The organism is Allomuricauda sp. R78024, from assembly GCF_044596045.1.
GTDB lineage: Bacteria > Bacteroidota > Bacteroidia > Flavobacteriales > Flavobacteriaceae > Flagellimonas.
In genome coordinates this window covers 1,047,860-1,068,526 of the sequence record NZ_CP138995.1, presented here as the reverse complement: position 1 = coordinate 1,068,526, position 20,667 = coordinate 1,047,860, and the positions used below count along the sequence as shown (strand labels likewise).

Genomic DNA, 20,667 nt, shown 5'->3' with positions numbered 1-20,667 from the left:
TTTATCGGTTGAATGTAAGCCTTTTGGCATTTTTCTCTTCAGAGAAAATTCCATTCTCATATCCTAGATGGCCATTTATAAATGTGCGCACCACTTTGGAACCAAAAGTAACACCTTCAAATGGAGACCATCCACATTTATAAAAAATATTGGATTTTGTAACCTCCTTTTGGGAGTCTCTATTTACCTGAACCAAATCTGCATAATATCCTTCACGTATAAAACCTCTCTTATCAATATCAAAAAGTTTGGCAGGGTTGTGGCACATTTTTTCCACTAACTTCTCCAAACTAATTTTCCCTTCTTTTTCTTTTTGAAGCATCGCCAATAGGGCATGCTGCACTAAAGGTCCACCAGATGGTGCTTTTGTGTACGGATTATCTTTTTCTTCAATGGTATGCGGGGCATGGTCCGTTGCTATAATATCTATTCTATCATCCAAAAGTGCCTCCCAAAGCTTTTCTCTATCGGTTGCGGTCTTTACAGCGGGGTTCCATTTTATCAATGTTCCTTTTTCTGCATAATCTTCATCTGAAAACCAAAGATGATGTATACACACTTCTGCTGTAATCTTCTTCTCTTCCAGAGGAATCGTATTGGTGAATAAATCTGTCTCAATACCTGTGGAAAGATGGAATACGTGTAATCTAGCTCCTGTTTTCTTTGCTAATGCAATTGCTTTTGATGAAGATAGATAGCAGGCTTCTTCACTTCGAATTATAGGGTGAAGCGCTATGGGAATATCATCACCGTACATTTTTTGATATTTGGCCATATTTGCCCGTATGGTTCCTTCATCTTCACAATGCGTAGAAATTACCATTTCGGTATTCCTGAAAATATTTTCCAAAACCGCTTCATCATCAACCAACATATTGCCCGTTGAAGACCCTAAGAACAGTTTTACTCCTGAGCATGCATTTTTATCCAGCTTTTTTAGCTCTTCAAGATTATCATTAGTACCTCCAAAAAGAAAGGAATAATTGGCATAGACATCTTTTGCAGCGATCGCAAATTTCTCCTCAAGTTTTTCTATAGTGGTAGTTTGGGGATTAGTGTTTGGCTGTTCCATAAAAGTGGTAATCCCACCCGCTAGAGCAGCTCTACTTTCAGTAGCTATAGTTCCTTTATGAGTAAGTCCTGGCTCTCTAAAATGCACTTGATCATCAATTACCCCGGGTAACAAATAGTCTCCGTTTAAATCAATAACCTTGGCAATATCATCTGTGATATCCGTATCAATGCGTGCTATAAAATCTCCATCCAGAAGCACATCAGTTTCAAAAATGCTATTCTCATTAACAACCTTGGTATTTTTTAATAGGATTCTTGACATTTTAAAAACTCTTTTTGAAAAATATACTTCTTAACTTCATTGCGAAAACACCAAAAATAGCTTCTCTTATTATGGCTGAGTTCATTTTCGACTTTCCGTTTACCCTATCCGTAAAAATGATGGAAACTTCTTCAATTTTGTACTTTTTGAGATAAGCTCTATACTTCATTTCAATTTGAAATGCATAACCAATGAATCGGACTGCATCCAAATCTATATTTTCCAAAACCTCTCTTTTATAGCACACGAAACCAGCTGTTGGGTCGTGAACCTGCATCCCCGTGATAATTTTTACATAAAATGATGCGCCATAAGACAGTAATATTCTAAAAAGAGGCCAATTGACCACATTTACCCCTTTCTTATATCGAGAACCTACCGCTACATCTGCTCCATTTAAACAAGCTCTATGCAATCGGGACAAATCTGCTGGTCGATGCGAAAAATCAGCATCCATTTCAAAAATATAGTCATAGTCTCTTTCTAGAGCCCATTTAAACCCATGAATGTAAGCCGTTCCTAAACCAGATTTTTCCTTACGTACCTCAAGAAATAAGCGTTCAGGAAATTGTTCTTGCAGTTTCTTTACGTTTTGAGCAGTACCATCTGGTGAGTTATCGTCTACTACAAGAACATGAAAATCTTTCTTTAAGTCAAAAACCGTTTTTATAATGGCTTCAATGTTTTCAATTTCATTGAAGGTTGGTATTATAACTAAACCGTCTGCCATTCACATAAGATTAGATGGCAAAAATAACGTTTTATAAGTTGCGTTTACAAGTTGTGGCATGCATTACTAAGTATATTATTGGTCAATATTTGTAACTTTGAACCATCTAAAATTCATTTAATGACCCAAAAGTTTCCCAGGCTTTTTCTTATTCTCCTGGCAGTTCTTTTTATTCTCAACCTTGTACAGGGTTATTTTACAGAACTAATTTACGATGAGGCTTATTATTGGTATTATGCTCAGAACTTGGATTGGGGCTATTTTGACCACCCTCCAATGGTCGCTTTTTTAATTAAGCTAAGTAGTTTCTTATTTGATGGAGAGTTAGGGGTTCGTTTTATGAGCTGTGTCCTTTCTGTTGGCACATATTTAATTCTATGGGAGCTAATAGATAATCCAAAGAAAAAAGATTATGTAATCCACTTTTTTCTTCTTCTATTCTCAATGACCCTAATGAATGCTTATGGCTTTTTAACACTGCCTGATACTCCTTTACTATTTTTTACTGCTCTGTTCCTGCTGCTTTACAAGCGTTTTCTAAACAATCCCACAATTTGGACCTCAATCTTCATGGGGGTTGTAATGGCTGCTTTAATGTACAGCAAGTATCATGCGGTCTTAGTAATTTTATTTGTGTTCCTTTCCAATTTAAAACTTATTAAAGACAGGAATGCTTGGTTAGCAGTTGCCGTTGCATTGGTATGTTACAGTCCTCATTTTCTGTGGCTGTACCAAAATGATTTTGTATCTATTAAATACCATCTTTATGAGCGCCCCAATCAGGCATATTCATTTACCAAGTTTACCCTGGGTTACTTTGTAAATCTTGTTGCCATTTTTGGACTGCTTTTTTATTGGGTGTACCTATCATTAATCAAAACAAAATCTACCAATAAATTTACCAAGGCGTTATTATATTTAACCTACGGAGTTGTAATTTTCTTTTTTATATCCAGTTTTAATCGAAGAGTACAAACGCAATGGGTCATTATTATCTCTATCCCTACGGCGATTCTGGCTTTTAACCATCTTATTGAAAATGCCAATAGCAGAAAATGGATGTATAGAATGGGTATTGTTAGTATGATAGTTCTAATCTATGCTAGGATGTGGCTGGTTCACAGCCCTTTATTACCAATAATTTTTGAAACACACGGAAATAAGCAATGGGTATCTGAATTAAATTCAAAAGCTGGAGATATTCCAATAATTTTTGAAAACTCGTATCGTAGTGCCCCTATGTATGAGTTTTACTCCGGAAACTCGACTTTCTCTCTCAATAACCATATGTATAGAAAGAATCAGTACTCTATTGATGATTCTGAAGAGCGGGTTAGGCACAAAAAAATAGTCTATGTCACAAAATATAGAAAGAGTGGTGATATTACCTACACATACCCTGACGGGACAGTTTTCTATGGGGTCTTCATGAATGACTTTGAATCTTATCGCAAATTAGAATGTATTGTTGAAGAGCCTCATGAAAAATCCACATATACACTAAAGGTGTACAACCCTTATGAATTTGACATTCCTCTTGAAGAACTAAAGTACACAGTTGCCTATTCTAACAAGTACAAACAGGTGAAAGAGATGATTCCTTTAAAAGTTAAACCAGAATCATCAAGTGAAATTATATTAAAATCGAAGGACACCTTATTTTTTCAATTTGAGCTACCAAAACCTAAAATGGAAAACCATGGATATTTTAGAATTGGAATAGCTGAAAATGGCCTCCTACCTGGACTAAATGGTAAACCAGTTAAACTAAAAGAATGAACCCAGTTTATAAAACTATTGAATCCTTGGATTGGATAACGATTGTTCTGTTTTTTAGTATGGTTGTGCTTGCGCTAGGAAAATACCTTTTCAGAAATAGATTCTTAAACTTTATGATATTACCTTTTAATAATAGGTATGTTGTGCTTTATAACAAAAAGGGGCGCCTTCTTAATTGGTTCCATATCCTATTGACCATATTCCAACTGATCAACTTTTCTTTATTCATTTTCTTGTTGCTGAAGGCCTTTTTTACATTACCCAATGATGACAATCCTTCCTCTTTTTTTATAATAATAGTAGGGTTGTTGTTGTTTCAAATCGTCAAAATTTTACTTCAATTTGCCCAAGGATTTGTTTTCAATACTCAAGGGTTAATTTCCGAATTACTGTTCAACAAACTCTCCTACCTCAACTATAGTAGTTTGGTAATGTTCGTTAGCAACATTGTTCTTATTTATATTCTAAATGACTCAAAAATCATATTTTCTGTTGCTATAATCTTAATTATTTCCATTAATGTCATTGGACTGACAAGGCTATTGAAGAACCATCAAAAAGCTATAATTCCCTATTTTTTCTATTTTATTTTGTACCTTTGCGCACTCGAAATTGCACCCTTAGTGTTAGTTGGAAGCTATCTAAAAGATTGAAAGCTTATGAAAGTAAAGACAATTTTGGTTTCCCAGCCAGAACCCAAAATAGAAAATTCTCCCTACTCACGATTAATCGAAAAAGAAAAAGTAAAGGTGGATTTTAGACCTTTTATTCATGTAGAGGAAGTAGAAGCTAAAAATGTAAGACAGCAAAAAATTGATTTAAACAATTTTACTGCGATTATCCTTACAAGCAGAAATTCTGTAGATCACTTCTTTAGAATTGCAGAAGAGATGCGTTTTAAAGTTCCTGACAGCATGAAATATTTTTGCCAATCTGAAGCAGTTGCTTATTATTTGCAAAAGTATGTTGTTTATAGAAAGCGGAAAATTTACGTGGGAAAACGAATGTTCAATGAACTGGTTCCGCTTATTAAAAAATATAAGGATGAAAAGTTCCTATTACCATCATCTGATACACTTAAAGTTACAGTTCCGCAGATTTTGGATGAGCTTAAAGTAGACTGGAAACGAGGTATCTTCTACAAAACAGTTATTAGTGACCTGTCAGATCTTAGAGAAGTAACTTATGATGTTTTGGTATTCTTTAGCCCTTCAGGAATTGAGTCTTTACTTAAAAACTTTCCCGATTTTGAACAAAATGGGACACGAATCGCAGTGTTTGGAAATAGCACGGTAGAAGCTGCTGCAGATGCTGGACTTCGTATAGATATTAAAGCTCCAACACCTGAAACGCCATCTATGACCATGGCCCTTCAGAAATATATAACCAGTGTAAATAAATAACCTGGTTATCGATATAAAACAAAAAAGGCCCAATCAAATGATTGGGCCTTTTTTGTTTTAAAAAGCGTATCGCTGCGGTCCGCCACGCCTAATTTCCTCACTTGCATATTCTTCAAACTTCTTAAAGTTCTCTCTAAAAGCATTTGTCAGCTTAAAGGCTGTTTTATAATATGCTTCATCATTGTTCCATGTTGTTCTTGGGCTTAATACCGCCGTTGGAACCCCAGGGCATTCCCTAGGTTGTGCAACTCCAAAAACGGAATGGATATGGTAGTTATCATAGTTGTAAAGTCCCAAATCTCCATTCAAAGCAGCACTGATCATAGCCCTAGTATACTTTAGCTTCATTCTGGTTCCTACCCCATATGGGCCTCCGGTCCATCCAGTATTGATCAACCACACATCTACTCCAGATTCTTTCATTTTTTTACTTAACATTTCCGCATATTTGGCAGGGTGTAAAGGCATGAAAGGAGCTCCAAAACATGCAGAAAATGATGGTTGTGGTTCTACCACCCCAGCTTCTGTGCCAGCAACCTTGGCCGTATAACCAGAAATAAAATGGTATGCTGCTTGCGCAGGAGTAAGTTTGGATATTGGAGGTAAAACACCAAAAGCATCAGCCGTTAAAAAGAAAATGTTCTTTACATTTTTACCTATAGAGGGTTGTTGAATATTATCAATGTGATATATGGGATAACTAACCCTGGTATTTTGGGTAACAGAAGTATCTGAAAAGTCAACGACACCCTTATCATCCATAATTACATTTTCCAGAATAGCGCCCTGCTTAATAGCTCCATAAATCTCAGGCTCATTTTCTTTTGAAAGATCTATCACTTTTGCATAGCATCCTCCTTCAAAATTAAAAACGGTGTTATCTGCAGTCCACCCATGTTCATCATCCCCAATCAGTTTACGATTTGGATCAGTAGAAAGTGTTGTTTTTCCAGTCCCAGAAAGACCAAAGAAAATTGCAGTATCCCCATCTTCACCCACATTGGCCGAACAGTGCATGGGCAATGTGTTTTTAAACACCGGAAGAATAAAGTTAAGCGCTGAAAAAATACCTTTTTTGATTTCACCAGTATATCCTGTGCCTCCAATTAATGCAATCTTTTTTGAAAAATTAAGAATGGCAAAATTATGCTGTCTGGTACCATCGATCGCAGCGTCTGCCATAAAACCTGGAGCATTGATCACGGTCCACTCCGGATCAAAAGCTTCCAACTCTTCTTCTGTTGGCCTTAAAAACATATTATAAGCAAACATATTGGACCATGAATATTCATTAATGACCCTTATGTTAAGTTTATAGGCATCTTCCGCGCACGCATAACAATCCCGAACAAACAGTTCTTTTTCATTTAAATAAGTTATGACCTTATCATAGAGTTTATCAAACTTTTCACTATCAAAGGGAATATTTATATTTCCCCACCAAACTTTGCCCTCGGTAATTGCATCCTTTACAATAAAACGATCCATTGGGGATCTTCCAGTAAACTCTCCAGTATGTATGGACAAGGCTCCTGATGAAGCCTCTTTACCCATATCCTTATCAATAGTTAAATCATGAAGTTCTTCAGAAGAGAGTTGGTAGTGTACGTTGTTGTGCAGTATTCCATAATGCTTTAACGAAATCGTTTTCGTTGCTGGGATAAATGCATTCATTTTTTTGTTTTTAAAGTTGGTACAAAGCTAGAAAAATATCGCTTTTTATAAAGTTTATAATTGTTTATTTCGATGCTTTTCCGGTTAAAACGTAGTAGCCAATAAAAAACCAACCCAGAAGTAGAAAAGTTCCTCCTAATGGAGTTAAAAACGCTATTCTTTTAAAATCTACGGTAGTTAAACTGTTTACGGCCAACAAATAGATTGAAAAGGAAAAAAGAACAATCCCGATCAAGATGATAATAAATACTGTTTTTTTCTGTCTTTTTGTGGGTCCATTCCAAATCCCCAAAACCAAAAGAAATAGGGCATGGTACATTTGATACCTAACCCCTGTTTCAAAAGTATCAACAGCCTCTACGTCAACTAACTTTTCCAGCCCATGTGCGCCAAACGCACCAAAAAGAATAGCCAAGAATCCAAACAAGATTCCTGTCAGCAAAATTGTTTTGTTCATAACTTAATGGGTCAATATTTTTAAAAATATAACAATTTGATACCTTAGTATCCGTTTTAATCAAAAGTAAACAAAACCTATGGTCCGCACTATTTTGGTTCTTGGAGCAGGAAAATCCACCTCATATCTATTAGATTATCTTCTAAAAAAGTCTGAAGAGGAGAATCTTCATCTGGTTATAGGTGATCTTCATCCTGAAAACATCCCGCAGGATATTTCTTCGCACCATAACTGCAGCATTATTACTTTGGATATTTTTAATGATGAGGAGAGAAGAAGAGCAATAGATTCTGCATCTATCGTTGTTTCCATGTTGCCCCCAAGGTTACATATTAAAATAGCTGAAGATTGCATTCATTTTAAAAAACATCTAGTAACCGCTTCTTATGTAAGTAAGGAAATTCAAGAATTGGACAAGGATGCAAAAAAAAATGGGCTTGTCTTTATGAATGAAATTGGTCTTGATCCCGGCATTGACCATATGAGCGCAATGGAGGTCATCGATCGCATTCGTGCTAAAGGTGGAAAAATGTTGCTTTTTGAATCCTTTACAGGTGGTTTGGTTGCCCCTGAGCATGATTCTAATCTATGGAGTTACAAGTTTACCTGGAATCCAAGAAATGTTGTGGTTGCAGGCCAAGGTGGAGCTGCTAAATTTATTCAAGAAGGCGCCTATAAATACATACCCTATCAAAAACTTTTTCGCCGTACTGAACTTTTAGACATTGAAGGATATGGCAGTTTTGAAGTTTATCCCAATAGGGATTCTTTAAAATATAGAGAAGCTTACGGCCTTCAAGACAGTTTAACCTTATACCGTGGAACCATGCGACGGGTAGGTTTTTCTAAAGCATGGCAGATGTTTGTAATTCTTGGAATGACAGATGACAGCTATGTTATTGAAAATTCTGAGGGAATGTCTTACCGTCAATTTGTAAATCAATTTTTACCTTATTCTCCAACGGATTCTGTTGAATTGAAACTACGGCACTACCTTAAGATTGACCAAGATGATATTCGCTGGGGCAAACTAATGGAATTGAATCTTTTTGATGATTCTAAAACAATCCCACTTAAAAATGCTACTCCGGCCCAAATGCTTCAATATATACTTGAAGATAGTTGGACATTAGGCAAGGATGAAAAGGATATGATCGTTATGTACCATAAGTTTGGTTACGAACTAGACGGCAAGAAAAAACAAATAGATGCCAATATGGTTGTACTGGGTGAAAATCAAACCTATACGGCTATGTCAAAAACTGTAGGGTTGCCAGTTGCAATAGCTACATTACAAATTTTGAACAAAAAGATTACCACACCTGGAGTACAAATTCCCATAAACAGTGAAGTTTACAGTCCTATTCTTTCAGAATTAAAATCTTATGGAATTAATTTTAAAGAATACCAAGTGCCCTATCTTGGTTATAACCCCGATTCTATTGGAAGTTAAAGTTTTACCGCTTTTAGGTATCTTTAACTACAATTTTGAATCATTCCCATGAAAACCACTAACAATTCGGTTAAAATTGATGGTATCGATAAAAAAATACTAAGGTACTTGATGGAAGATGCCCGTAGACCAATTCTAGAAATTGCCAGAAACATAGGTATTTCTGGGGCCGCCATTCACCAACGTTTACGGAAATTGGAAAACTCTGGATTGTTATCAGGTTCAAAATTCATAATTAATCCAAAGGTGTTGGGCTATACAACGATGGCCTATATTGGTATTTTTTTAGATAAGGCCATGGCCAATCCCCAAGCAGTAAAAGAATTGGAAAAAATTCCGGAAGTATTGGAATGCCACTACACTACTGGAAACTGGTCCATACTTATTAAAGTTTTATGCAAGGACAATGAGCATTTGATGATGGTTTTAAACAAAAAAATTCAGCAAATAGAAGGGGTTTCCAGAACTGAAACCTTTATTTCATTAAACCAGCAGATAGATAGGCAGATTTCGATTTAATTCAAGTATCGTTCTTTAATAATATTAAAATGCCGCAATTCATGGCCCGCAATATGGTATGCCAATCCTCTTACCGTTCTTTTATTTAAAACACTCCCGTCTATATCTATCCCTTTTCCACCCCGCATAAAACTCTCCTCCGGTAAATTCTGAAAAAGGGCTATGGTTGATTTCCTCACCCATTCATACTCTTCAAAAATACTTTCCAAACTTCGTTCATTCGCATTGGAGTATTTGGTGTAAAAATCCTGATTAAAACCGTGCAAGGGTGTGTCATCATTTCTGGCGTACCTCAATGCACGATAGGCAAAAATTCGTTCGTCATCAATAAGGTGCACAAGGATTTCCTTTATCGTCCATTTCTCCTCTTCATATCTATAATGCAGTTTCTCTTCTGGGAGGAAAAAGATAAATTCTTTTATTTTAAGAAAATTGCTCCAAAGGTGTTCCAAAACTCTATCATCATCATCCATTAAATCTAAATAAATATGGGAATACTCAGGATATTCCCCAATATTGGGTTTTTTAATTCTTCTCATAAAATTTAGTTTTTATTGACAATAAAACTTGCTGCCCATCGATTCCTTGCCCAAAGCCCCATGGGTTCAAGCATTTCAAATAACTCCTTACCATATTCGGAGAGAGCGTAACCATCTACCGTCTTTATTATTAGGTGTGAGTTCTTAAGCTCTTTAATTCTCTTATTCAATGTGGTAGGTGAAATAGATTCACAGTATTCCTGTAACTTTCTAAAGGTGCTTGGTCCATTGTACAAATGCCAAATGATTCCCATGGCCCAACTTCTCCCCAATAAATCAAGCAGAGCCATTATAGGTTGTCCAGTTTTTGATCCACGAACGGGTATTCCAGGTTTTGGTATTGCCATAATATATTGCTACACATTTAGTAGCAATACTACAAAAAAAGCATGACCTTACCCAAAACAGGTATATATCAACAAAAAGACCTGCTTGAATTACTCCAAGCAGGTCTTGCTTTAGTTTTGAATAAAATGAGTTTAATCTCTTCCTCCAAAAATTTGAAAAGCCCAATAAGCCAAAGAAGCTAAGGCACCCAAAGCAGCCACCAAATAGGTTCTAGCGGCCCATTTTAATGCATCTTCTGCTCCAGCATATTCTTCTTGACTCACAACATTTTTCTGCTTTAACCATGCTAGAGCACGATTACTGGCATCATATTCCACGGGTAGTGTAATAAAACTGAATATTGTAGCAAATCCCATCATAATCAATCCTGCTACTGCAATATAAAAGCCAAAACCTACACCTGCTGCTGCGCCTAACATTAAGCCCCCAAAAACAACCCATGTTGACATACTAGATGTAACGCTCACAATGGGCACTAATTTGGACCGCATAGTTAACCATTCGTAAGCTTGTGCGTGTTGAACAGCATGCCCTACTTCATGGGCTGCAACCGCAGCCGCAGACGCGTTGCGCTGACTGTATACACCTTCACTCAAATTCACGGTTTTGTTCTTTGGATTATAATGATCGGTTAGCATTCCTGCTGTAGATATTACTTTAACATCTCTAATTCCATGATCATCCAACATTTTTTGGGCAATTTCGGCACCGCTCATCCCATTGCGTAGATGAACCTTTGAATATTTTTTGAACTTGCTCTTTAATCGACTGCTGACCAACCAACTGATCAACGCAATTCCGCCAATCAATATATAATATGTCATCATTGTTTTAGTGTTTTAATTCATATAAAGATACCAACAATAATGCAAAAACCCCGCCATTATTGGGCAGGGCTTTTTTACTGCCAATTTGTACGTTAGACAAGAGTAGGTTCCCAATTAAACGCTTCCGTAATTTCTTCGTAGACCACTTCACCTTCTATTATATTTAAACCCTTTGCAAGAGATTTATCCAAATTGCAGGCACTACGCCATCCCATATTGGCCAACTTTAATACATAGGGCAGTGTTACATTCGTCAAGGCAACTGTAGAAGTGTAAGGGACTGCCCCAGGCATATTTGCAACACAATAGTGCACCACATCATCGATGATATATACCGGGTCTTCATGGGTAGTGGCCCTAGTAGTTTCTACACAGCCTCCCTGATCTACAGCAACATCCACTATAACAGTTCCTGGGCGCATTTCTTTGAGCATATTCCTAGTAATTAGGTTAGGGGCTTTTGCTCCTTTTAAAAGTACACCTCCAATAATTAAATCATGGGTTTGTATGTGTTTTCTGATATTAAATTCGCTTGAAAATTCCGTGACTACATGGCTAGGCATTACATCATTTACATAACGGAGACGTTTCATATTAACATCCAAAATGGTAACATGCGCCCCTAACCCTGCTGCCATTTTTGCAGCTTGAATCCCTACGGTACCTGCTCCCAAAACCAAAACCCTTCCAGGCGCTACACCTGGAACTCCTCCTAAGAGCACACCTCTTCCTTTAACAGGCTTTTCCAAATACTTTGCACCTTGTTGAATCGCCATACGTCCTGCAACTTCTGACATTGGTGTTAAAAGTGGTAGTGTTCCTTCTTCATCTTCAACTGTTTCATAAGCAATACAAATAGATTTACTTGCAATCATTGCTTTAGTCAAAGCTTCACTTGATGCAAAATGAAAATATGTGAATACAATTTGCCCTTTTTGAATAAGTCTATATTCTTCTGCTATTGGCTCTTTGACCTTCACTATCATATCGCTCATAGCGTATACTTGACCTATAGTGTCCAAAATTGTGGCCCCTGCCTGTTGATAATCTTGATTGAAAAAACCGCTTCCTTCACCTGCTCCTGACTGCACATAAACGGTATGGTTATTCTTTACCAATTCAAAAACCCCAGCTGGTGCCATCCCAACTCGGCTTTCATTGTTCTTGATTTCTTTAGGTACACCTACAATCATTTTGTTACTTTTTTCTATTTACACTTCAAAAGTGTTACAAAAAAAACAAACCAAGAAATTAAATCGATAAAAAATAGGGGTTAAAGGATAAAAAATATGTTTTTTAATATTTTAACCCTCAATAAATAGGGGGTGTTACTAAAATAAATATGTTCTTTAAGAATAGTATCTCGAAAATATGACGTCTATCTATATCTAATTCTTAATAAGAGTATAAATAAAGCCAACAATAAGATAAAAAACCCGTCATTATTGGGCGGGAGCTTTTATGCTGTCAAAATGTACCTTAATCGAGAATGTACTCCAAACAATGGGTTTCCCTGCCCAGTATTGGACTACTTATGTTTTAATTTTAAAATAACCACAAAGGCCACCAAAGTGCTTGTAATACCATTGGCCATAATTACAGGTACACTTTGAATCATAAGTCCATAGTACAACCATAACACACTACCTATAAAGAGTATAAGGTACATAACCAAAGAAATGTCTTTTGTTGATTTATACTTCCATGCTTTATAAACCTGCGGAATAAATGAAGATGTAGTCAATGTGGCCGCAATAAGGCCTATAATTTCAAAGGTTTTCATGGACATTTTATTTTATGATATCATCCTGAGCTTGTCGAAGTATAGACAATATTAACAATCAATACGCTTCAACGGGCTCAACATGACACTATTTTAAAAATTTTATCCCACAATGTTCACAATCTTTCCAGGAACTACAATTACCTTTTTAGGAGTACGTCCTTGCAACTGCGCTTGGGTCTTTTCATGCGCCATAACTGCGGCTTCAATATCATCTTTACCCATGTCTAAAGGCAGTTCCATAGTAAAGCGCGTTTTACCATTAAAGGATATGGGATATTCTTTGCTGCTCTCTACCAAATACTTTTCTTCAAACTTTGGAAAAGGTGCTTCTGCAATGGATTGTGAATGCCCTAATCTCTCCCAAAGTTCTTCTGCAATATGCGGCGCATAGGGGGAAACCAAAATGGCCAAAGGCTCCAAAATCGCTTTGCTTATGCATTTTTGAGCGGTTAATTCATTTACACAAATCATAAAAGTAGATACCGAAGTATTAAAGGAGAAATGCTCAATATCCTCTTCCACTTTTTTGATGGTCTTGTGCAGGGTTTTTAAGTTTTCTGCTGAAGGTTCTATGCTTTCATCAACCGTAGCATATAACTTCCATAATTTTTTAAGGAAAGAATGAACCCCTGTTATTCCTGCCGTGTTCCAAGGTTTGGATTGCTCCAATGGTCCCAAGAACATTTCATATAAACGTAATGAATCTGCTCCATATTCCTCACAAATGGCATCTGGGTTGACGACATTGTATTTGGATTTAGACATTTTTTCGATTTCGCGTCCAACAATATATTTACCGTCTTCCAAAATGAAATCAGCGTCCTTGTATTCCGGTTGCCACTTTTTAAAGGCGTCAATATCCAACTCATCCGAAGCATTAACCAAGGAAACATCTGCATGGATTTTTTGCAAAGCCCCGTAATTTTGAGGCCTCAAATCAAGTTCTTTTCCTTCTATCATTTCAACCAAATAACTACCCAGCTCTTTAATTCTTCCTTTGGAAACAAAAGTGATTTTATTATCAATATTAGTTCTGTAAATAAAAGCGCTCGTCCCCGTAATCATCCCCTGATTGATCAATTTTTTGGCAAACTCATCTTTTGGAGCAACTCCTATATCAAACAAAAACTTCTGCCAAAAACGGGAGTATAACAAATGCCCAGTAGCATGCTCACTACCTCCAATATACAAGTCCACATCTTCCCAATAGTCAATGGCGTCTTGTGAATAAATGGCCTCATCATTATGAGCATCCATATAACGGTTAAAGTATTGGGAACTTCCTGCCCAACCTGGCATAGTGTTTAATTCCAATGGGTACACTCCTGTATGGGATTCCGAATCAAGTTCGGAATGACCAGCTTCGTCATGCTGAACTTGTTTCAGCATCTCATTGGACACTACTTTATTGTTTTTGGCATCCCAAGCCCAAATCGTAGCGTTTCCTAAAGGGGGTTCCCCTGTTTCAGTTGGCAAATATTTTTCAACCTCTGGTAATTTTAAAGGCAAATGTTTATCTGCAATCATTTGCGGCATTCCGTCCACATAGTACACAGGAAAAGGCTCTCCCCAATACCGTTGACGACTAAAAACAGCATCTCGCAAACGGTAATTTATCTTTCCTTGGCCTTGGCCTAGTTTTTCCAATTCATATATCGCCAATTTTACCGCTTTCTTATAAGGCAGTCCATTTAAAAAGTCTGAATTGGCAATAATCGTTTTTTCTTTATCAGCAAACGCTTCTTCAGAAATATCCACTCCTTCAAAAATATTGGGAATGGGAATATTAAAGTGCTTTGCAAAATCATAATCGCGTTGATCGCCACATGGAACTGACATCACTGCCCCTGTTCCATATCCTGCCAAAACATAATCCCCAATCCAAATAGGAACAGGTTCTTTTGTAAATGGATGTTCCGCATAAGCACCTGTAAACGCTCCTGATATGGTTTTGACATCAGCCATTCTATCACGCTCAGAGCGCTTTGCCGTAGCTTCCACATAAGCTTCTACAGCTTCTTTTTGTTCTGGGGTAGTGATTTTTGCAACCAATTCATGTTCTGGAGCCAAGGTCATAAAACTAGCTCCAAAAATAGTGTCTGGGCGAGTGGTGAAGACTTCTATTTGATGCTTCTCGATTGCGCTCGAAATGACATTAAAAATGGCAGAGGCTCCTTCTGAACGACCAATCCAATTGGTCTGTGAATCTTTTAGCGGCTGGGGCCAATCAATCGTGTCCAAACCATCTAACAAACGTTGGGCGTAAGCGGTAATGCGCATGCTCCATTGTGTCATTTTCTTTCGGATAACGGGATGTCCTCCCCGTTCCGAAACGCCATTGACGATTTCATCGTTGGCCAAAACCGTCCCTAATGCAGGGCACCAGTTTACCTCAGTATCGGCCAAATACGTCAATCTATATTTTAGCAATAATTCTTGCTTGGTTTTTTCTGAAAAATTGGCCCAATCCTCCGCACTAAAAATCGGGGCATCATCATCAGAAGCAGCATTTACCATTGCGTTTCCTTCTTTTTCAAAAATGGAAATCAAATCAGTTATCGCCTCAGCTTTATCTGTATTCTTATTGTACCATGAATTAAACAATTGGATAAAAACCCATTGGGTCCATTTGTAATAATTGGGGTCAGAGGTGCGCACTTCGCGACTCCAATCAAACGAAAAACCAAGTTGGTCTAACTGTTCTCGATATCTTTTTATATTGGTTTCTGTGGTAATTGCAGGGTGTTGCCCTGTCTGGATGGCGTATTGCTCTGCAGGCAAACCAAAAGAATCGTACCCCATAGGGTGCAATACATTAAACCCCTTATGTCTTTTGTAGCGGGCATAGATATCCGTGGCAATATAACCCAATGGATGCCCTACGTGCAGTCCGGCCCCTGAAGGATAGGGAAACATAGAAAGTGCATAGAACTTGGGTCTATTGGAATTATTGGACGCCTTAAATGTTTCGTTGTTTGCCCAATACTTTTGCCATTTGGCCTCAATTTCACGGAAATTGTAGTTCATTTTATATCTTACTTCTTTAATTTGGCAAAAATAGGTTTAATCCCTTAAAGCGGAAAAGATTAGGCAAGCCTATTCAAAACCAATATTACTTACGTCCATTGCGAAACCACTTACTCTTTTCTTTACTATTTTCATTGCTTTTTCTTCAAAAGTCAAAGGCTCAATTGGGTTTTTGCAGTGGTAATTCTGGAGACCCAATTTTTACGGAAACTTTTGGGACTGGGTTACAAGACGGCCCTCCATTGCCGGCAGGAGCAACTACATACAACTATGTAAATGGAGGTCCTTTGGAACCTGTTGATGGAAATTATACCATATCCAGCAGAACTAATTTTTTTGATTGGTTTAATACAAATGACCATACTCCTGGTGACACAAATGGCAAAGCTTTTATTGTAAATGCAAGTTTTACATCCGGTGAGTTTTTCAGAAGAACCATCAACGGGCTATGCGAAAATACTTCATATGAGTTTTCATCTTGGTTGATAAACCTTCTGCCAAGTGCCGGCTGCAGTGGCAATGGTATTCCAATAAATGTAAGGTTTCAGATTTGGGACAATACCGACACAAATTTATTGGCAACTGGAGACACTGGAAATATTTTTAGCACGTCCACAGCAATATGGGAACAATACGCCTTGGTTTTTCAAACATTACCTGGGCAGACTTCGGTTATTTTGAAAATGCTCAACAATGGGATAGGTGGCTGCGGTAATGACCTGGCCATCGATGACATTGTTTTTAGGGCCTGTGGCGATAGAATAACCCTTGCCGATACTTTAGATAATACAAGTATTGCCATATGCGAAGAAAACGTTCCTATATCAGTTGATCTTAACGCGACACCCGATTTTTCTATTTACAGCACTCATGCCTATCAATGGCAAGAAAGCACAGATGGTACAACTTGGAACGATATTATTGGTGAAACCGCTCAAAGCCTGACATCACCTTTAATTTCTAGCACAACATTATATCGAGTAAAGGTAGCAGAAGACCCTATTAACCTTTCCAATTTAAATTGTAGTGCGGTATCTGATGTTTTTGAAGTCATTATTGAAGAAAGACCTATGCCTCCAACTTCTTTGGGAGAGGTTTCGCTTTGTGAGGATGTTGTTGGAGGGGTATCCGTTTCCACTCCAAACGGTATTACAACAAATTGGTATGATGCCCCAGTTGGGGGGACCCTTTTACAGACTGGTAGCCTGTTTTATGAAACTACTATAAATGGCACCTATTACGCAGAAGCGGTATCCGAAATAGCAGGTTGTAGATCCGACTCTAGGACGGCGGTAAGTATTTTTTATAATGATTTGCCCATCTTAGAAAATGAAGCGTTGATTCTATGCGAAGGGGAATCCTTGGTCTTATCGGCAGATTTACCCAATTCCCTCTATTCTTGGAGCACTATGGAAAACACTCAGGAAATAACTGTTACTCTGCCAGGAGAATATACGGTAATGGTAACAGACAGCAACGGCTGCAGCGCCACAAAGGTGATTGAAGTTTCTCAAATTGACAAGCCCATAGTGGATAGGATAGTTTCTGATCACAGAGATTTGACCATTCTCACCCAAATTGGGGGTGATTTTGAATATTCCCTTGATGGCATCGTTTATCAAGAAAGTCCTAATTTTCAAAACCTTTTGGGAGGAGCATACGTTGCTTACATAAGACAGAAGAACTTTTGCGGTGTGCTTCGATTTCCATTCGTCCATTTGGTAATACCCCGGTTTTTTACCCCAAATGGTGATGGCATAAATGAACGTTTTATCCCAGAAGGAATTCAAGTCACCGACGACTATGAAATTAACATCTTTGATCGAAACTTAAGACTTATAGCACAATCCAAAGAGAAAGACTATTCTTGGGACGGTACTTTTGATAGCAGACCTCTACCTGCATCCGATTATTGGTACACTGTAAAAGTTGGGAACAGTTTGTTCAAAGGGCATTTTACGCTCAAACGTTGATTTTATTATATCATAATAAAGATAAAACAGTGCAATAGTCCAGAATTATACAATTGTTAATTCATACTTTTCTATTTTTACATACTGATTTTCCTTTATGAGTCAATATATTGAACGATATCAACGAAGAAAGCTGATTACCTCATATTTTTCAGTGGTTTTGAGCATCGCATTAGTTTTGTTTTTACTTGGAGCTCTTGGGCTTTTGGTACTGAATACCAAAAAACTGGCAGACCATTTTAAGGAACAAATTACTATTTCAGTCTTTTTAAAGGACAATGCCAAGCCTGTGGAAATAGAACAATTGCAAAAAAGTTTGGCCATGGCAGACTATACAAAGTCGGCCAATTACATTACCAAGGAAGATGCGGCCGAACAATATAGCGAGGACATTGGTGAGAATTTTATTGAATTTTTAGGCTATAATCCCCTTCAAAACGCCATTGATGTCAATCTGAGGGCAGACTTTGTATCACCAGAACAGATTGAAGAAATTGCCAGTGGTATTGCCGCTAAAACTTATGTAGATGAAGTAAGCTATGACAAACCATTGATTTCCTTGCTCAATGATAATGTGCGGAAAATAAGTTTGTGGATTCTTTTTGCCAGCGCTGCCTTTACTTTAATAGCAGTATTGCTGATCAATAGTTCTATCCGACTTTCTATTTATTCAAAGCGATTTATTATTAAAACCATGCAGATGGTGGGGGCAACCAAAACATTTATCCGAAGACCCTTTATTTGGACGAATATTAAACTGGGAATGTTGGGGGCAACACTTGCGCTTATAGCCTTGGCAATTGTCCTTTACTATGTAAACATAAATTTCCCAGAACTAAACTTGTTTCAAGATTTTATTGTTTTAATAGCTCTATTTGTAGGGGTTTTTGGGCTTGGAGTCATCATTTCTTGGGCAAGCACGCATATTGCCACCCAGCGCTTTTTGAATTTAAGGACAGATGATCTTTATTATTAACTTTACACCATGAGTAAGAAAAATAAGAACGTACAAAAACCAACCTCCCAATTTATCTTCCAAAAAAGAAACTACCTCTTTCTTTTTATAGGGCTAGCTTTTATTGCTCTAGGGTTTATTTTAATGACCGGGGGTGGTAGTGACGACCCCAATGTATTTAATCCAGACATATACAGTTTTAGAAGAATCCGTTTGGCCCCTACTTTAGTTCTTATTGGGCTTGGAATTCAGGTATATGCCATTTTGTTGAACCCTGACAAAAACAAAAAATAGTTTGGATATTATAGATGCTATTATCCTTGGTATAATTCAAGGACTGACCGAATTTTTACCTGTATCATCAAGTGGACATTTAGAATTGGGAAAAGCTATTCTGGGAAGTAACTCCCTTCCAGAGGAAAGTCTTTTGTTCACCGTGGTTTTACATTTTGCTACGGCATTGAGCACCATTGTTGTCTTCAGAAAAGATGTTTGGGACATTATAAAAGGGCTTTTTCAATTTACATGGAATGAACAGACCCAATTTTCATTGAAGATTATCATTTCGATGATTCCTGCTGCATTGATAGGTTTTTTTCTGGAGGATTTTATGGAAGTCTTTTTTGATGGAGCAATTATCATTGTAGGTATTATGCTAATAATTACTGCTATTTTATTGTATTTGGCAGATTTGGCAAAAACTACGGACAAAGGAGTTTCTTACCGAAGTGCTTTTATTATTGGTATGGCACAGGCCGTAGCCATGCTGCCCGGTATTTCCCGCAGTGGCGCCACCATATCCACAGCGGTATTATTGGGTATTGATAAATCAAAGTCCGCCCGTTTTTCCTTTTTAATGGTCGTTCCGTTAATTATTGGGAAAGTTGCAAAAGACATTCTAAGTGGAGATATTAATTTTGAAGGTGGAGAAACCGCTGCTATGGGTGCAGGGTTCGCAGCTGCCTTTATTGCAGGACTTGCTGCTTGTACTTGGATGCTAAAAATAGTACGCCAAAGCAAGCTCACGTATTTTGCAATTTATTGCTTGATCGTTGGTCTTATTGCCATCGCTTGGAGCATATGGGGGTGATTTCTTTCAAAAAATCCCTGTTAATCTAAATTCAACGCTGCTTGAAAACCAAAGAGGACTTTTTAAACGGACAAATCCTGTTGATAGACAAACCACTGGAATGGAGCTCATTTCAAGCTGTTAATGCCTTAAAATGGGGCATTCGGAAAAAATTTGACCTTAAAAAGTTTAAAATAGGACATGCTGGCACATTGGATCCCTTAGCTACTGGGTTATTGATTATCTGTACAGGGAAATTCACTAAAAAAATACCTGAACTACAGGGGCAGGTTAAGGAATATACGGGTAGCTTCACCTTAGGGGCAACTACACCTTCTTTTGATATGGAGACCGAAGTGGACCAGACATTTCCAACGGATCATATTACCGAAGACCTTATTCAAACTGCCACAAAGCAGTTTCTTGGTGAAATTGAACAGGTACCTCCAGTGTTTTCAGCTTTGAAAAAAGATGGTAAGCGATTGTATGAGTTTGCCAGAGAAGGAATAGAAGTAGAAATCAAATCTAGGAAAATAGAAATCCTTGAATTTGAAATTACACAAATAAAACTGCCTAAAATCCATTTTAGAGTCGTCTGCAGCAAAGGAACATACATTCGTTCTTTAGCCTATGATTTTGGAAAATCACTACAATCTGGAGCATATTTATCTGAGCTCAGAAGAACCAAAATAGGTGATTTCAACGTAATTAATGCTGTTACTCCTATGGTTTTTAAGGAAAATCTATGATTGAAAGGTTAAATACTTTTAAAAAAATAGGTTAGGCATAATC

20 protein-coding genes are annotated in these 20,667 nt (G+C 37.4%); 10 read left to right on the top strand and 10 right to left on the bottom strand.

Translation table 11 applies throughout. The features are described from left to right. Nucleotide 1: 1 nt before the first annotated feature. Nucleotides 2-1,336, bottom strand: coding sequence for a dihydroorotase (locus SJY44_RS04800; protein ID WP_396591484.1), 1,335 nt, complete (start codon nucleotides 1,334-1,336; stop codon nucleotides 2-4). Between the two features lies 1 nt (nucleotide 1,337). After that, nucleotides 1,338-2,066: a polyprenol monophosphomannose synthase gene (locus SJY44_RS04795; protein WP_298924253.1), complete on the bottom strand. Its 729-nt coding sequence runs from the start codon at nucleotides 2,064-2,066 to the stop codon at nucleotides 1,338-1,340. A gap of 120 nt (nucleotides 2,067-2,186) precedes the next feature. Between SJY44_RS04795 and SJY44_RS04790 the strand changes: the two genes are divergently transcribed. From SJY44_RS04790 to SJY44_RS04780, 3 genes are read left to right on the top strand one after another with little or no spacing between them, the layout of a single operon-like run. Further along, nucleotides 2,187-3,845 carry an ArnT family glycosyltransferase gene (locus SJY44_RS04790; protein ID WP_396591483.1) on the top strand — a complete coding sequence of 553 codons (1,659 nt, stop codon included), beginning with the start codon at nucleotides 2,187-2,189 and terminating at the stop codon, nucleotides 3,843-3,845. Then, the gene (locus SJY44_RS04785; protein WP_298924249.1) at nucleotides 3,842-4,498 is read left to right on the top strand and encodes a DUF4271 domain-containing protein; all 657 of its coding nucleotides are present in this window, start codon (nucleotides 3,842-3,844) and stop codon (nucleotides 4,496-4,498) included. The genes SJY44_RS04790 and SJY44_RS04785 overlap by 4 nt, the downstream gene beginning before the upstream one ends. 6 nt (nucleotides 4,499-4,504) lie before the next feature. Further along, on the top strand, nucleotides 4,505-5,248 hold the full coding sequence (locus SJY44_RS04780) for a uroporphyrinogen-III synthase (RefSeq protein ID WP_298924246.1): 744 nt from the start codon (nucleotides 4,505-4,507) through the stop codon (nucleotides 5,246-5,248). A 57-nt stretch (nucleotides 5,249-5,305) separates the two neighbouring features. Here SJY44_RS04780 and pckA read toward each other — a convergent pair whose 3' ends face one another. Both pckA and SJY44_RS04770 read right to left on the bottom strand, forming a co-directional pair. Then, nucleotides 5,306-6,922, bottom strand: coding sequence for a phosphoenolpyruvate carboxykinase (ATP) (pckA, locus tag SJY44_RS04775; protein ID WP_396591482.1), 1,617 nt, complete (start codon nucleotides 6,920-6,922; stop codon nucleotides 5,306-5,308). Between the two features lie 64 nt (nucleotides 6,923-6,986). Then, nucleotides 6,987-7,379 (bottom strand): DUF423 domain-containing protein, encoded by a 393-nt coding sequence (locus SJY44_RS04770; protein WP_396591481.1) that lies wholly within the window; start codon nucleotides 7,377-7,379, stop codon nucleotides 6,987-6,989. A 79-nt stretch (nucleotides 7,380-7,458) separates the two neighbouring features. Between SJY44_RS04770 and SJY44_RS04765 the strand changes: the two genes are divergently transcribed. After that, nucleotides 7,459-8,832: a saccharopine dehydrogenase family protein gene (locus SJY44_RS04765; protein ID WP_396591480.1), complete on the top strand. Its 1,374-nt coding sequence runs from the start codon at nucleotides 7,459-7,461 to the stop codon at nucleotides 8,830-8,832. A 48-nt stretch (nucleotides 8,833-8,880) separates the two neighbouring features. Continuing rightward, complete coding sequence (locus SJY44_RS04760; RefSeq protein WP_298924237.1) at nucleotides 8,881-9,351, top strand: Lrp/AsnC ligand binding domain-containing protein; 471 nt, start codon at nucleotides 8,881-8,883, stop codon at nucleotides 9,349-9,351. On the opposite strand, the gene SJY44_RS04755 is transcribed toward SJY44_RS04760, so the two are convergent. From SJY44_RS04755 to SJY44_RS04730, 6 genes are all read right to left on the bottom strand, one after another. After that, complete coding sequence (locus SJY44_RS04755) at nucleotides 9,348-9,890, bottom strand: DinB family protein (protein WP_396591479.1); 543 nt, start codon at nucleotides 9,888-9,890, stop codon at nucleotides 9,348-9,350. The two genes, SJY44_RS04760 and SJY44_RS04755, sit on opposite strands and share 4 nt — an antisense overlap. A 5-nt stretch (nucleotides 9,891-9,895) precedes the next feature. Beyond that, complete coding sequence (locus SJY44_RS04750) at nucleotides 9,896-10,237, bottom strand: winged helix-turn-helix transcriptional regulator (RefSeq protein ID WP_396591478.1); 342 nt, start codon at nucleotides 10,235-10,237, stop codon at nucleotides 9,896-9,898. Nucleotides 10,238-10,369: 132 nt separating this feature from the next. After that, nucleotides 10,370-11,065: a zinc metallopeptidase gene (locus tag SJY44_RS04745; protein ID WP_298924231.1), complete on the bottom strand. Its 696-nt coding sequence runs from the start codon at nucleotides 11,063-11,065 to the stop codon at nucleotides 10,370-10,372. Between the two features lie 92 nt (nucleotides 11,066-11,157). Beyond that, entirely contained in the window at nucleotides 11,158-12,258 is a 1,101-nt protein-coding gene (gene ald, locus SJY44_RS04740; RefSeq protein ID WP_298924229.1) for an alanine dehydrogenase, read from the bottom strand. 335 nt (nucleotides 12,259-12,593) lie between these two features. Further along, nucleotides 12,594-12,848: a SemiSWEET transporter gene (locus SJY44_RS04735; protein ID WP_298924227.1), complete on the bottom strand. Its 255-nt coding sequence runs from the start codon at nucleotides 12,846-12,848 to the stop codon at nucleotides 12,594-12,596. Nucleotides 12,849-12,950: 102 nt separating this feature from the next. Beyond that, nucleotides 12,951-15,878, bottom strand: a complete 2,928-nt coding sequence (locus SJY44_RS04730) for a leucine--tRNA ligase (RefSeq protein ID WP_396591477.1) — start codon at nucleotides 15,876-15,878, stop codon at nucleotides 12,951-12,953. Between the two features lie 98 nt (nucleotides 15,879-15,976). Here SJY44_RS04730 and SJY44_RS04725 point away from each other — a divergent pair, with 98 nt between their 5' ends. The 5 genes from SJY44_RS04725 (at nucleotide 15,977) to truB (ending at nucleotide 20,624) form a co-directional block, all read left to right on the top strand. Beyond that, complete coding sequence (locus SJY44_RS04725; protein ID WP_396591476.1) at nucleotides 15,977-17,851, top strand: T9SS type B sorting domain-containing protein; 1,875 nt, start codon at nucleotides 15,977-15,979, stop codon at nucleotides 17,849-17,851. Between the two features lie 97 nt (nucleotides 17,852-17,948). Continuing rightward, a complete protein-coding gene (locus SJY44_RS04720; protein WP_299168238.1) occupies nucleotides 17,949-18,827 on the top strand; it encodes a permease-like cell division protein FtsX in 879 nt (292 codons plus the stop codon). Nucleotides 18,828-18,836: 9 nt separating this feature from the next. Next, nucleotides 18,837-19,100 carry a DUF3098 domain-containing protein gene (locus tag SJY44_RS04715; RefSeq protein WP_298924219.1) on the top strand — a complete coding sequence of 88 codons (264 nt, stop codon included), beginning with the start codon at nucleotides 18,837-18,839 and terminating at the stop codon, nucleotides 19,098-19,100. Nucleotide 19,101: 1 nt separating this feature from the next. Further along, the gene (locus tag SJY44_RS04710; protein WP_298924218.1) at nucleotides 19,102-19,896 is read left to right on the top strand and encodes an undecaprenyl-diphosphate phosphatase; all 795 of its coding nucleotides are present in this window, start codon (nucleotides 19,102-19,104) and stop codon (nucleotides 19,894-19,896) included. A 41-nt stretch (nucleotides 19,897-19,937) separates the two neighbouring features. Further along, on the top strand, nucleotides 19,938-20,624 hold the full coding sequence (gene truB / locus SJY44_RS04705) for a tRNA pseudouridine(55) synthase TruB (RefSeq protein ID WP_299168241.1): 687 nt from the start codon (nucleotides 19,938-19,940) through the stop codon (nucleotides 20,622-20,624). Nucleotides 20,625-20,667: the final 43 nt, after the last annotated feature.